This is a genomic window from Janthinobacterium goodfellowi (assembly GCF_051380695.1).
Taxonomy (GTDB): Bacteria; Pseudomonadota; Gammaproteobacteria; order Burkholderiales; family Burkholderiaceae_D; genus Janthinobacterium.
On the sequence record NZ_JBNYXN010000006.1, the window covers coordinates 338,458 to 351,922 of the forward strand.

At 64.7% G+C, this 13,465-nt stretch carries 12 protein-coding genes; 4 read left to right on the forward strand and 8 right to left on the reverse strand.

Annotated elements, in window-relative coordinates; all coding sequences use genetic code 11:
- Positions 1 to 11: 11 nt before the first annotated feature.
- Positions 12 to 992 carry an oxidoreductase gene (locus ACQ4WQ_RS22710; RefSeq protein ID WP_436500273.1) on the reverse strand — a complete coding sequence of 327 codons (981 nt, stop codon included), beginning with the start codon at positions 990 to 992 and terminating at the stop codon, positions 12 to 14.
- A gap of 138 nt (positions 993 to 1,130) precedes the next feature.
- Between ACQ4WQ_RS22710 and ACQ4WQ_RS22715 the strand changes: the two genes are divergently transcribed.
- Positions 1,131 to 2,051 (forward strand): AraC family transcriptional regulator, encoded by a 921-nt coding sequence (locus tag ACQ4WQ_RS22715; RefSeq protein WP_326459836.1) that lies wholly within the window; start codon positions 1,131 to 1,133, stop codon positions 2,049 to 2,051.
- An 89-nt stretch (positions 2,052 to 2,140) separates the two neighbouring features.
- Here the strand turns inward: ACQ4WQ_RS22715 and ACQ4WQ_RS22720 are convergent, their stop codons facing one another.
- From ACQ4WQ_RS22720 to ACQ4WQ_RS22730, 3 genes are read right to left on the reverse strand one after another with little or no spacing between them, the layout of a single operon-like run.
- On the reverse strand, positions 2,141 to 2,422 hold the full coding sequence (locus ACQ4WQ_RS22720) for a hypothetical protein (protein WP_070220612.1): 282 nt from the start codon (positions 2,420 to 2,422) through the stop codon (positions 2,141 to 2,143).
- Between the two features lie 9 nt (positions 2,423 to 2,431).
- On the reverse strand, positions 2,432 to 4,333 hold the full coding sequence (feoB, locus tag ACQ4WQ_RS22725) for a ferrous iron transporter B (RefSeq protein ID WP_436500168.1): 1,902 nt from the start codon (positions 4,331 to 4,333) through the stop codon (positions 2,432 to 2,434).
- A gap of 2 nt (positions 4,334 to 4,335) precedes the next feature.
- The gene (locus ACQ4WQ_RS22730; protein ID WP_092712021.1) at positions 4,336 to 4,620 is read right to left on the reverse strand and encodes a FeoA family protein; all 285 of its coding nucleotides are present in this window, start codon (positions 4,618 to 4,620) and stop codon (positions 4,336 to 4,338) included.
- Between the two features lie 406 nt (positions 4,621 to 5,026).
- On the opposite strand from ACQ4WQ_RS22730, the gene ACQ4WQ_RS22735 reads away from it, so the two are divergent.
- Positions 5,027 to 5,242, forward strand: coding sequence for a (2Fe-2S)-binding protein (locus ACQ4WQ_RS22735; RefSeq protein WP_034745611.1), 216 nt, complete (start codon positions 5,027 to 5,029; stop codon positions 5,240 to 5,242).
- A 17-nt stretch (positions 5,243 to 5,259) separates the two neighbouring features.
- Positions 5,260 to 5,961, forward strand: a complete 702-nt coding sequence (locus ACQ4WQ_RS22740) for an energy transducer TonB (protein ID WP_326459838.1) — start codon at positions 5,260 to 5,262, stop codon at positions 5,959 to 5,961.
- 215 nt (positions 5,962 to 6,176) lie between these two features.
- Here the strand turns inward: ACQ4WQ_RS22740 and ACQ4WQ_RS22745 are convergent, their stop codons facing one another.
- Complete coding sequence (locus ACQ4WQ_RS22745; protein WP_035822772.1) at positions 6,177 to 6,857, reverse strand: Fe2+-dependent dioxygenase; 681 nt, start codon at positions 6,855 to 6,857, stop codon at positions 6,177 to 6,179.
- A gap of 423 nt (positions 6,858 to 7,280) precedes the next feature.
- Between ACQ4WQ_RS22745 and bfr the strand changes: the two genes are divergently transcribed.
- A complete protein-coding gene (gene bfr, locus ACQ4WQ_RS22750) occupies positions 7,281 to 7,757 on the forward strand; it encodes a bacterioferritin (protein WP_010401839.1) in 477 nt (158 codons plus the stop codon).
- Between the two features lie 183 nt (positions 7,758 to 7,940).
- Here bfr and ACQ4WQ_RS22755 read toward each other — a convergent pair whose 3' ends face one another.
- From ACQ4WQ_RS22755 to ACQ4WQ_RS22765, 3 genes are read right to left on the reverse strand one after another with little or no spacing between them, the layout of a single operon-like run.
- On the reverse strand, positions 7,941 to 9,269 hold the full coding sequence (locus ACQ4WQ_RS22755; protein WP_436500172.1) for an MFS transporter: 1,329 nt from the start codon (positions 9,267 to 9,269) through the stop codon (positions 7,941 to 7,943).
- Positions 9,266 to 11,140 (reverse strand): alpha-amylase family glycosyl hydrolase, encoded by a 1,875-nt coding sequence (locus tag ACQ4WQ_RS22760; RefSeq protein WP_436500174.1) that lies wholly within the window; start codon positions 11,138 to 11,140, stop codon positions 9,266 to 9,268. The genes ACQ4WQ_RS22755 and ACQ4WQ_RS22760 overlap by 4 nt, the downstream gene beginning before the upstream one ends.
- A gap of 15 nt (positions 11,141 to 11,155) precedes the next feature.
- The gene (locus ACQ4WQ_RS22765) at positions 11,156 to 13,450 is read right to left on the reverse strand and encodes a TonB-dependent receptor (RefSeq protein WP_436500176.1); all 2,295 of its coding nucleotides are present in this window, start codon (positions 13,448 to 13,450) and stop codon (positions 11,156 to 11,158) included.
- Positions 13,451 to 13,465: the final 15 nt, after the last annotated feature.

A 13,465-nucleotide genomic window follows, 5' to 3' on the forward strand; every position in this document is an offset into this window, starting at 1 on the left:
CCGGCATTTTTTTATGCCGCTTCGCAATCGAAGCGCACGCCCGTCATCTGCTCGCTGAGCGCCCATAGCCGGCGTGCCTGCGCGGGGTCGGCCGCCCAGCGCCGCACGCCCGGCCCCGTGCTGTCGTCCGCCACCAAGGTAGCGATATCGCAATCCTCGCAATACACCCCGCCCAGACCCTCGAGCTGCGCGCTGGTGGCGCACCAGACGGCAGTGGCCGCGCCCTGCTCCACATTCTTGAAGCCCGATTGCGGCGGCGGATTCACCTGGCCCTCGTCATCGAGCGCCCCGACCCGGCGCAAGTCGTCGAGGTCCAGATGACGCACCAGCGGCGTCAGGATGGCGCCCGGATGCAGCGAAAAGGCGCGCACGCCGTGCGCCGCACCGCGCCGGTCCAATTCCACGGCAAACAGCGCATTGGCGCTTTTCGACTGCGCATACGCGCGCCATTTATCGTACGGCTGGCGCAGGAAATGCGGGTCATCCAGGTCGACGCCCGCCTGCCGGTGTCCCAGCGACGACACGCACACCATGCGCGCGCCCTGCGCCTGGCGCAAGGCGGGCCACAGGCGTGCCGTCAACTGGAAATGCCCCAGGTGATTCGTCGCGAACTGCCCCTCGTAGCCACGCGCATCGCGCCGCAAGGGCGTGGCCATGATGCCGGCGCCGTTGACCAGCACGTGCAAGGCGCGGCCGGTGGCAAGAAAGGCGGCGGCAAAGGCATCGATCGATTGCGGATCGAGCAGGTCGAGCGCGGCGACCTCCACGCCGGTCATGCCGTCCAGGGCCGCTTGCGCCTGATGCGGGTCGCGCGCCGGTACCAGTACCTTGGCGCCGGCGCCGGCCAGCACGCGCACCGTTTCCAGACCCAGGCCCGATGCGCCGCCCGTGACGATGGCCTGCATGCCGGACAGGTCGCGGCTAGCCAGCGCCTCGGTGGCGGTCGTGGCGGCGTCAAAACCGGAGCGCAGGGGAGTTTGTTGCTCGTTGATACTGTCCATGGGGTCTGCCTTTGCAAGTAGCGCCAGTCCGAATGGCTGGCAAGATGGATATGTTGCGCGCAAAGAACTGGACTGTGAATGGCGTAAAATCTTCAATACTATCGCCATCGTCCAGAATTGAACCCCGCCATGGATTTGCTCTCCGATGTACTCTCGCTATTTGATACGCGCAGTTCCTACTTTGCCGGCCTGAAGGCGGGCGGCGAGTGGGCCATCGACTTTCCGCCGCCGGACGGCATCAAGTTCAATGCCGTGATCGAAGGCGGCTGCTGGCTGACGGTCGCGGGCATCGACGCTCCCGTGCAGCTGCAGACGGGCGACTGCTTCCTGCTGGCGCCGGGGCATGCGTTCACCCTGGCCAGCACACCCGGTTTGCCGGCCGCGCCGGCGCTGGACGTATACCGGCACACGCAGCAGGGTGTGGCCCGCCACGGCGCGCCGCGGCACGATTTTTTCCTCATCGGCGGACGCTTCAGCTTTGGCGACGAGGCGGCCATCCTGCTCGACTGCCTGCCGCCGCTGCTGCACGTGCGCGGCGACACGGACCAGGCCGGCGTGCTGCACTGGGCCTTGCGACGCCTGGCGCAGGAACTGCAGGCGACGGCGCCCGGCGCGGCGCTGATGACGCGCCACCTGGGCCACATGATGCTGCTGCAGATGCTGCGCCAGTATCTGGCAGCGCAGGCCTCGCACCCGGCAGGCTGGCTGTTCGCGCTGGCCGATCCCCGGCTGCGCGCGGCCATCGAGGCCATGCATGCGCAACCTGCCCACCGCTGGACCTTGCCGCAGCTGGCCGCCGTCGCGGGCCAGTCGCGCTCCGCCTTTGCCGTGCATTTCAAGAACAGGGTGGGCGTGACGCCGCTCGACTACCTGCTGCGCTGGCGCATGCGCCTGGCCACGCGGCGCCTGAAGGGCAGCGGAGCGCCCATCGCCACGATCGCGCAGGCACTGGGCTACGATTCGGACAGCGCCTTCAGCCACGCCTTCAAACGCGTCATGGCATGCTCGCCGCGCCAGTACCGGCTGCACCACGCGGGCGCGCAGGCGTAAAAAAACCCGCGGTGGCGGGATTTCAAAAGACAGGATCAGAGTGTCGGCACGGGTGGCCAGGCAAAGGGCCAGAGAAACAAGCCGATGCCTCAATCCTGGCGCTGCACCTGCATCAGGATCACGCGCTTGCTGCTGCCGTCGGCCGGCGGCGTGGCGGACGGCGGCGGCGGGCTGTCGCAGGAGCCGCAGGAACCGCAGCCGCTGCCGCAACCCGGCGCCACCTTGAAGAAGGTCGACATCTTCGCCTCATCGAGGCCGCAGCGCACGAGGCCGCGCACGATGGCGCGGCGCACTCCCGCCGGCAGGTACTTGGTCGAAAAATGCAGCAACGCGGCTGCGACGATCAGGGCGACGATGAGGGTTTGCCACATGGTTTTCTCCTAAGCGCCCAGCAACAGGGCGACGCGGTACGTGATGAACGAGGCGGCATACGCGAGGGCGAACATATAGCCGGCCATCAGCAGCGGATAGCGCCAGCCGCCCGTCTCGCGTTTCACCACGGAGAGGGTCGACAGGCACTGCGGCGCGAACACGTACCAGGCCAGCAGCGACAATGCCGTGGCCATCGACCACGAATGGGCGATCAGCGGTTCCAGGGTGGAGGCCAGCGCGTCACCCGTTTGCGACAGCGCATACACGGTGCCCAGGGCGCCGACGGCCACTTCGCGCGCCGCCATGCCCGGCACCAGCGCGATGCAGATCTGCCAATTAAAACCGATGGGTGCGAAGATCACTTCCAGCCCGCGGCCCAGGATGCCGGCCAGGCTGTAGTAGATGGGCGGATGGATCGCGTTGTCCGGCGCGCCGGGGAAGGTGCTGAGGAACCACAGGATGATCATCAGGCTCAGGATGATGGTACCGACGCGCGTGAGGAAGATCTTCGCGCGCTCCCACAGGCTGACGGCCAGGTTGCGCAGATGCGGCCAGTGGTAGGCCGGCAGTTCCAGCAGCAGCGGCTGGTTGCCGCGCACGCCCATGCCGCGCTTCATGACCCAGGCCACGGCCATGGCCGAGATGATGCCGGCGAAGTACAGCACGAACAGCACCAGGCCTTGCAGGCTCAGATAGCCCCATACCTGGCGCTGGGGAATGAAGGCGGCGATGATCAGCGCATACACGGGCAGGCGCGCCGAGCACGTCATCAGCGGCGCGATCATGATGGTGACCAGGCGGTCGCGCGGATTCTGGATGGTGCGCGCCGCCATCACGCCGGGAATGGCGCAGGCAAAGCTCGACAACAGCGGGATGAAGGCGCGGCCCGACAGGCCCACGCCGCCCATCAGGCGGTCCAGCAGGAAGGCCGCGCGCGGCAGGTAGCCGCAGTCTTCCAGGCTCAAAATAAAGAAGAACAAAATCAGGATTTGCGGCAGGAATACCAGCACGCTGCCGACGCCGCCGATGATGCCTTCCACCAGCAGGCTTTTCAGGTGGCCATCGGGCATGTTCGCCGTCAGCAGGGCGCCCAGGTGGCCCACGCCATCGGTGATCATTTCCATCGGCGTGGCCGCCCAGGCAAACACGGCCTGGAAGATCAGGAACATCAGCACGGCCAGGATCATGGGGCCGAAGACAGGGTGCAGCACCACGTCGTCGATCTTTTCCGTCAGGTTGCCGCTGTCGCGCGTGTCGTTGCTGACGGCGGCCAGGATGCGGCGCACTTCGCGCTGGGTTTCTTCGACGCTGACGGCGTCGATGGCCGCCAGCGGTTTCGCTTCCACCACCGGCAGCGGCAGCATGGCGTCGATGGCGTCGAGCAGCGCTTTTTCGCCATCGTGCTGCACCGCGACGGTTTCCACCACGGGCATGCCCAGTTCCTGCGACAGCCTGGCCGTGTCGATGAGCATGCCGCGCTTGCGCGCCACGTCCGTCATGTTCAGCGCCAGCAGCATGGGCAAGCCCAGGCGCTTGACTTCCAGCACCAGGCGCAAATTCAGGCGCAAATTGGTGGCGTCGACCACGCAGATGATGGCGTCCGGACGCGGGTCGCCGCGGCGCAGCCCGCCCACCACGTCGCGCGTGATGGCTTCGTCGGGCGTCGTGGCCGACAGGCTGTAGGCGCCCGGCAGATCGAGCACGCGCACGGGCTGGCCGTTTGGCGACGTGAAATGGCCTTCCTTGCGCTCGATGGTCACGCCGGCGTAGTTCGCCACTTTCTGGCGTGCGCCCGTCAAACGGTTGAACAGGGCCGTCTTGCCGCAGTTCGGATTGCCCAGCAAGGCGATTTGCGGCTGGTGCGGCGGCTTGTGCGCGCCCGCTTCCACGATAGTTTCTACGGCACCCATAATTATTCCGGTTGAATCAGCGGTTGAATCGTGATCAGCGCCGCTTCGAAGCGGCGCAGTGCGAACGTGGCATTGCCCACCTTGATAGCCAGCGGATCGCCGCCGGGAATACCGCGCTTGAGCATGCGGATTCGTTCGCCGGGAACGAATCCCAGCTCCATCAAGCGGCGGACGAGGTCGACGCCGTCTTCCGTCTGTCCTGCCGCGTGGGGCGTGATATGCAACACCGTGCCGCTCTGGCCGACTGCCAGCGCGTCGAGCGTCATCAGGGGTGGAACTAGAGTCATGAGCAAATTCCGTTCAAATTAAGAACACCGGGGACTGACTGCTGCGCGTGGCGCATGCCCTGATGTTGTGAGGTAAAACGCAACTGTTGCGCATTACCGACAAGCGGCCTTTCAATGTGTCCGGACGGCGACCGTCCGAGACAATACCAGCATTATAAACATGAATGCGAATTGTTTTTATTTGGCCCGGAGAGCCGCCCCTGTCAAGGGCTGCATCATGCGCACGGACGGTCCAACCCGGCGCCACATCAGGCCAGCCAACTGCCACACACTTGATCAAAATCGCTTGCATTGTCCCGTACTTTGCGCGACAATGAAACGTAATGATAATGATTCTCATTAAAACACTAGCAACAATGCTTTACAGCACTAGTGCATTTCCATCCTCCAGCCAGAAGGTGTATCAATGATTGTATGTGTCTGCAACAACATATCTGATCGTGAAATCCGTCAAGCCGTCGATCTTGGCCTGTCCAGCATGGCCGAACTGCGCCGCGACCTGGGCGTGGCCACCTGCTGCGGCAAATGCCACACCTGCGCGCGGGAAGTGCTGAACGATCACCTGAACGCCACCGTGGCGCTGCAAGAAACCGTATTGATGCGAGCTGTACTGACAAACTAAAGAAAGCGATGAACGCCATGACGATGATGCCCCCGCCCGTATCGGTGCAGGCCGTGCAGCAATTTGCCGACTTCGACAAGAAGCGCAGCAAATTTGCGCCGCTGATGGCCATCGTCGTCCTGCATATCGCCGGCTTTTACGCCATCCAGAGCGGCTTGCTGAGCCGCGTCGTCACGGCGGCCATGCCGACCATCACGACCATCAGCATCATCGCCCCGCCGGCGCCACCGAAACCGCCTGCGCCGTCCGTGCCGAAAACCGTGGAACTGAGCGCGCCCGTGCCGCGCGCCGTGATCCCGCCGCTGCCGCTGATCGCCGTGGCGCCCACCGAACCGACGATCACGCCACCGCAGCCGACGCGCGCCGAAGCGGCGCCTGTCGCCACCGCCGCGCCGACGGCGCCAGCGGCCCCGTCGCCGACGCCACCGGCGCCTGCGACGCCGCGCACCGTCAGCAGCGTCGAATACATCAAGGCGCCGCAGCTGATCTACCCGAATCTGTCGCGCCGCCTGGGCGAAAGCGGCACCGTGGTGCTGCGCATCCTGATCAATGAAAAGGGCTTGCCCGAGCAAATCCTGATCCAGAAGTCGACCGGCTACACGAATCTCGATGAAGCGGGCCGCCAGGCCGCCCAGCGCGCGCTGTTCAAGCCCATGATCGAAAACGGCAAACCCGTCCCCGTGTATGTGCTTGTTCCCCTGACCTTCCAGCTGAGCTAGCCTTCCTGCGGCCACGGCGCCGCTGCCAGCCCGCAAGCACCGCACCCTGTGCCCTGCTTGCTTTTTTGCGCCCGTTTTTAGTCAAGCGATTTGCTTGTTTCAGTCTGCCAGCCTACATCCCCGGGCCAGGCAGACTTTTTTTTGCCCGTACAACGTGCGGTATCGTAGGTCGGATTAGCGCGCCCAAAGGCCGCGCTAATCCGACACCGCCACGATCACATCTCCGCCCACATCCTCAGCAGGTTGTGATAATGCCCCGTCAGTCCCACCGTCGCCGGCGAATCGCCATGCTCTGCGCGCACGCTCTGGATGTTCTGATCGAGCTCGAACAGCATGCTGCGCTTCCAGTCCTCGCGCACCATGCTTTGCGTCCACAGGAAGGAGCAGATGCGCTCGCCGCTGGTGACGGGCAGCACCTGATGCACGCTGCTCGACGGATACACGATCACGTCGCCGGCCGGCAGTTTCACTTCATGCGTGCCATACGCATCGACCACCACCAGCTCGCCGCCCTCGTACTCGTCCGGCTCGCTCAGGAACACGGTCGACGAGACGTCGGCGCGCATCGACTGCATGCCGTTTTTCGGCGTGCGGATGGCGCCATCGATATGCAGGCCATAGTGCTCGCCGCCCGCATAGCTGTTGAAGAAGGGCGGCAGGATGCGCAGCGGCAGCACGGCGGCAAAGAACAGCGGGTTGGCCATCAGCGCGCGGCTGACGATCTCGCCCAGCTCCAGCGCCAGCGGCGAACCCTCGGCCAGCTGGCGGTTGCGCTTGACTTGCGCGCCTTGCGCCCCGACGCTGGCGCGCCCGTCGACCCAGTCCGTCTGCGCCAGGCGCTGGCGAAACTGCGTCACCTGTTCCGGCGTCAGTACGCCGGGTATATGCAGCATCATCTTGCTATCCTTTTTTCAGTAAATATCGCTGCCTGATTATCGCATCGCCGGCAGCGGCCAAGAAGACACAAAAGCAAGAATGGCCCAACATTTCCCGCCTGTTCAGTGCGGCCAGGCAGGTGTGCCAGCAACCAAAAAATAGCGCCAGGAACGCGAATGAGAATGGCCTTCATTTTCCTTAACAAATAAAAAACGGCGCAATGGGAGAATCCACTTGAGAATGGGTTTTATTCGCACGATATTTACGTTAAAAAGACGGAAAAATGCCGTTTAGCACCGAAAACCGCCGGCATTTTGCGCTATCATGCGGGCATAGCGAAACCGGCAACCTGCGCGCCACCAGGCAGCCCTGCGCCACCCGGCAGTGAACGCCAGCAGCCTGCGGTTTCATCATCGAACGCGACACAGAACAAAGGAATTCCCATGAAGGGCGATAAAGAAGTCATCCGCATGCTCAATGCACAGCTCACCAACGAACTGTCGGCCATCAACCAGTACTTCCTGCATGCGCGCATGTACAAGCACTGGGGCCTGGAAAAGCTGGGCAAGAAGGAATACGAAGAATCGATCGGCGAAATGAAACACGCCGACAAGCTGATCGACCGCATCCTGATGCTCGACGGCCTGCCTAACCTGCAAGCGCTGCACAAGCTGCTGATCGGCGAGAACACGCCGGAAATGCTGGAATGCGATCTGAAGCTGGAACGCGCCGCGCACGCCACCGTCAAGGAAGGCATCGCCATCAGCGAAAAAGCGGGCGACTACGTCTCGCGCGACCTGTTCCTGATGATCCTGGAAGACACGGAAGAGCATATCGACTGGCTCGAAACGCAGATCGACCTGATCGCCAAGGTCGGCATCCAGAACTACCTGCAAAGTCAGATGGCCGTGGAAGAGTAATGAGGACACCTGCCAAAACCTACTGCGCGTCGGCATAGGCGGCCTGCGATGCTCACCGTACTAGAGTACGGTTGCGCTTCTCGACCACCTCTTCCTTCCGCTCGCTACGGTTTTTGTCAGGTGTCGTAACATCATTAGTGGAACAAGAAAAACCGGCAATTGCCGGTTTTTTTTCGTCCGTCCTCAAGTCTTTATGGCCTGCGGCGGGCGCAGCCTGACGAACAGCACCGCCACCGCCGCGCACAGCAGCAGGGCGCCGGCCAGCCGGATGACGTTCTCCGGATTACCGCCCAGCCAGCTGCGGTAATACAGGGGCAAGGTGAAGATCTGGATGATCATCGGGATGACGATGAACATATTAAAAATACCCATGTAGACGCCCGTGCGCTCGGGCGGAATGCAGCCGGCCAGCATGATGTAGGGATTGCCCATGATGCTGGCCCAGGCCAGTCCCACGCCCAGCATGGGCAGCAGCAACAGCGCCGGACTGTGGATCAGCGGGATGCTCAGCATGCCCACGCCGGCCGCGCACAGGCACAGGCTGTGCATGCGCTTGGGGCCGAACCGACGCGTGAACGGCACCAGCGCGAAGGCGGCGACAAAGGCGACGAAATTGTAGAAGGCGCCCACCTGACCGTTCAGCAGGCCCGCGTCGCGGAAGCCTTGCGACGCGGGGTCCGTCGTGTGAAACAGGGTCGCCGCCAGCGACAGCGCGATGTACTGCCAGTAGCAGAACAGGGCGTACCACTGGAACAGGTTGACAAGGGCCAGCTGCTTCATCGTCGGCGGCATGTCGCGCAGGGCCGCGCCGATATCGGCCAGCGTGTGGCGCCAGCCCGGCGGGCGGCTGCGGATGGCCGCCAGCTCGGCCGCCGTGAGCGGATTTTCCGGCGTCGTCTTCAGGGTCCACAGCACCGAGGCGAGCGAGAACACGGCGCCGATCAGGAAGGCGGCGATGACGATGTGCGGAATATGGCTGCCATTGACGGCGTCCTTGTTCATGCCCAGCATGACCAGCAGCGACGGCGTCAGGTAGGCCAGCGTTTGCCCCAGCCCCGTAAACGCGCTTTGTGTGAGAAAACCCAGCGAGTGCTGCTTCTTGTCGAGCTTGTCGCTGACAAAGGCGCGGTACGGCTCCATCGTCACGTTGTTGGCCGCGTCGAGTATCCACAGCAGGCTGGCGGCCATCCACAGGGTGGGACTGAACGGCATGGCCAGCAGGCCCAGGCTGCACAGGATGGCGCCGATCAGAAAATAGGGCGTGCGGCGGCCCCAGCGCGTCACCGTGCGGTCGCTCATCGCGCCGATCAGCGGTTGCACAAGCAGCCCCGTCATGGGACCGGCCAGCCATAGGTAAGGCAGGCTCGCCTCATCGGCGCCCAGGTATTTATAGATGGGGCTCATGCTGCTTTGCTGCAGCCCAAAACTGAACTGGATGCCGAAAAATCCGACGTTCATGTTGACGATCTGCCAGAACGACAGATGCGGACGGTGCGCGCTGGCGTCGCTCATGCTGGCTCCCGATCTTGCTCCCGCTCCAGCCACAGCATATGCCATGGCTGCAGGCCTACCGTGCCGGCCAGCACGCTGCCATCGAGGCTGTTGCGCCACTCGCCCGCAGGCAAAGTGAAACGCTGGCTGGCGCCGCTGAAGTTGCTCAGGTTGAGAAATCCGTCGCCGCGCAGTAGCGCCAGCACGGCCGGCGTATCGGCCGGCAGCACGCTGCGCGGCGCGGCGGCGGCCAGGGCCGGCAAGCGCCGGCGCGCGTCGATCAGCTGGCGCAGTGCCAGGTACAGCCGGCCGCTGGCGCTCACGCCATCGTGGCGCCATGCCAGCAAGCTGTCGTCGAACGCGGGACGCTGCAGCCAGCGGCTGTCCATCGCCCGGTCGGCCCGCTGCGTGTAGCTGTGATCGTTGGTCATGCCCAGTTCATCGCCCATGTACAGCACGGGCAAGGCGCCAAAGCTCAAGGCCAGGCCATGCAGCAACAGCAGGCGGCGCAACGCGTATTCCTGCTCCTGCACCGTGGCGGCGCTTTCCAGGCCGGCCAGCGAGGCGGCCATGCCGTTGCTGCCATGCGCCCTGTCGGCGCTGCTGCTCTGGAAGGCGGCGCCGCGCGCATAGCTGCCGGTGGCGCCGGCAAAGAACTGCGCGATGCGCGCCAGGCGCGCGGGTCCGTTCGCGCCCGCCTCATTGAGCAGCACGTTCCAGCCGATGTCGTCGTGGCAGCGCACATAACTGAGCCAGCTTGCGGCCGGCGGCAGCGGCGGCGTGGCGGCGATCACCTGCTGCAGCAAGTCCGTGCTTTCCTCCGCCAGCGCGCCCCAGCCGGCGGCCATCAGGCTGCTGTGATAGGCGATATGGCATTCGGGCGCCGCATCGCTGCCAAAGTAGGCGGGCAGCTTGGGCGTGGGCACGATGGCTTCGGCCTTGAGCAGCACACCGGGCGCGACGATGGCGGCGATGGCCCGCAAGGCTTGCAGCAGGCTGTGGGCTTCGGGCTGATTCATGCAGTCCGTGCCGTCGCGCTTCCACAGGAAGGCCGTCGAATCGAGGCGGAACACCTCGATGCCCTTGTTGGCCAGGCCCAGCATGGCGCCGGCCATGGCCGCGAAGACGGCCGGATTGGCGTAGTTCAGATCCCACTGGTACGGGTAAAACGTGGTCCAGACCCAGCGCTGGAGTTCCGGCACGAACGTGAAATTGCCGGGCGCCGCCTGCGGAAAGACCTGGCCCACGGTACGCTCGTAACGGTCCGGCTGCACGCGGTCGGGATAGGTGTGGAAAAAATCGCGCAGCTGCGGATCGCCTGCCTTGGCGCCCAGCGCCCACGCATGGTCGTCGGCCACATGATTGAGGATCAGGTCCGAGCACAGGCTGATGCCGGCCGCGCGCAGCTGCGCCGTCAATGCCAGCAGGTCGGCATTGCCGCCCAGGGCGGGGTCGACTTCCTCGAAGCTGGCGACGGCAAAACCGCCATCGCTTTCGCCGGCCCGCGCACGCAAGAACGGCAGCAGGTGCAGATAGGTCACGCCCAGTTCGCGCAGGTGGCCGATGCGCGCCGCCACGCCCTGCAGGTTGCCGCCGAAGCGCTGCACGTAGGCGCTGTAGCCCAGCATGGACTGGCTGGCAAACCAGTCCGGCTGTTCTTCGCGCTGCGCATCCTGGCGCAGCAGCGCCGGCGCGCGCGCCGCATACAACCGCCCCACGCTTTCCATCAGGTCGCCCAGCCAGGGCAGGAAATCGGGCCGCTGGCCATACAGGCTGCCCAGGCGGTCGAGCAAGACCGCCTCCTGGCGTGCATAGCGGCGCGCCGCATCGTCGCGCAAGCGCGTGGGGAGCGGCGCCAGCAGGCGCGCCAGGGGGCTGCGTATCGACATCATGAATCCTATCCTTGCTTAAAATGCGTATTTCAGGCTGACCTTGACGGCGCGCCCCGTGATCGAGCGGGCCGCATGGCCATCGCCCTCGACTTCCGTATAGCCGATCTTGTTGAGCAGATTGTTCGCCGTCAGCGCCACCTGCATCTGCGGCGTGAGCTGGTAATTGACGAAGGCGTTGAGCACCTGATAGGCGGGCAAGGTGATCGTGTGCGCATCGTCGCCCCACGACTTGCCCGTGCCGACCAGGCTGGCGCCCAGGGTGGCGGCTCCCCATTCATAGGTGGGCGCGATCTGGTACACGACGCGCGCCTGGCGCCGCGGCGTATTGCCGATCAGCGCCACGTCGGCCGCCGCCGTGCCTGTGATCTCGGCATCCGTGAACGTCAATCCACCGTTGATGCGGAAATCGCCGGCGCTGTAGGCCGCTTCCAGTTCCACGCCCTTGGCTTCATAGCTGTTGGCCGTGCGCAGCTGGGTGGTCGCTTCGTAATTGCTTTCCCTGGTCTTGGCCTGGAACACGGTGACAAAGGTGCTCAGGGGACCCTGGCGCCATTTCACGCCGCCTTCGAGCTGGCGCACGGTGTTCATCGCCACCGGCACGCTGCCATCCAACGGCGTGCCGAACAGGATGCGGTCGGCATTGAAAGCCACGCCTTCGCTGACGCGGGCAAACACGGCCAGGCTGGCTTGCAGCTTGTAGTTCGCGCCCAGCGAGTACGACGTGTGGCCCAGGGTGTAATCGACCTGCTGCACCGTCGACGGCAGATAAGCTTGCGCACCGGTGGCGATATTGGCCGTGCCGCTGGCATGCTGGCGGTCGCGCCGCAGACCGCCGTCGAGGTTCAGCGCGCCGCTTTCCCAGGCCAGGTTCAGGTAGGGAGAAGTCGTGCGGTACTCCATGTCGACGGCGCGCGAGCAGCAGGCGCCGAAGGCCGGGCCGATGTAGCCGGGCGTGCCGCTGGCCGTTTGCAGCAGCGCGGGCTGGTCGCCCGTGGCCTGCATCAGGTACTCATTGAAGTTCCAGGTCAGGCCCAGCTTTTGCTGCGACAGGTACAGGCCGGCCGTGGTGGTCAGCTTGCCGCTGTCGAGCACGAACGTCCTGGCCAGCTTGGTGTCGCTCAGGGTGTTGCTGGCGTCGTCGATCGAGGTATTGAACACCACGGCGGAAAACGCGCGGCCCGTGTAGGGCTTGCCCCGATTCGGGCCGCTGGCAAACACATAGCTGCCGTCGCTGCCGTTATTCGACGGGAAGACGCCGGTGAAGCGCCCCGAATTGTCGGCGTGGCGGAAGTTTTCGCTCACGCTCCAGCCCTGCCCCAGCTTGAACGACGCCTCCAGGCCCACGGTATCGCTTTTGACGTGCAAGCCGTCGTTGACGCGGGTGGCTACGCGCTGGTTATCCTTGTTCAGTACCATGTCGGGCACCCAGTACGGCGAATAGAAGCTGGCCTTGCGCGGGTCGATGCCGGCGATTTCCCCGATGCGGCCATCGCGCACGCTGACCGGCACCGGCAAGGCCGTGGGCGACTGGTCGTCGAGGTGCTTGAACGACAGGCGCACGAAGCCGCTGTCGAATTCATGCGTGACATTGCCGCGGATCTGGCCGCCCTTTTCGCTGTTGACGCCACTGTGGCGGATGCCTTCGCCCGTACGCCAGGAGCCGCCGATGAAGAAGCGCGTGCGCTCCGACACCGGTGCGCCGTAGTCGAAGTCGACCCTCGTCTGGTCGTAGCCCAGGCCACGGCTGAGGGCCACACTGCCGCCCTTCTCCTTGCCATTCTTGCTGATGAAATTGATGATGCCGCCCGGCGAATTGGTGGCCAGGGTGGAAGCCGAACCGCCGCGCACCACTTCCAGGTGGTCGAGCGTGGAATCGATCTTGACGAAGCTGTCGGGCGTGGTGAAGTTGAAGTCGCCGAATTGCAGCACCGGCAAGCCGTCTTCCTGGATCTGCACATAGCGCGCGCCGCCGGCGGAAATGGGCAGGCCGCGCACGGTGATGTTGGCATTGCCTTCGCCGCCCGAAGACTCGGCCCGCAAGCCCGGCACCGAGCGCAGGACTTCGGCGGCGCTGGTCGGTGCATTGTGCAGGATGGTGTCGAGTTCCATGCTGCTGACGGAATTGCTCGATTTCATTTTGGACGTGCCGCCGGTGGTGCCCGTGACCACGATGCGTTCCAGGTTCAGGCCATCGGCAGGGGCGGCGCTGGCGGTGTCGCCGGCCGATTGCGCCTGGGCGGCGCCCAGTTGCAGCATGGCCAGGGCGACGGCTGCGGCCATGCCGCCGCGTTGAGCAGTACGTGTCTTCATCTTGTCTCCAGTGTT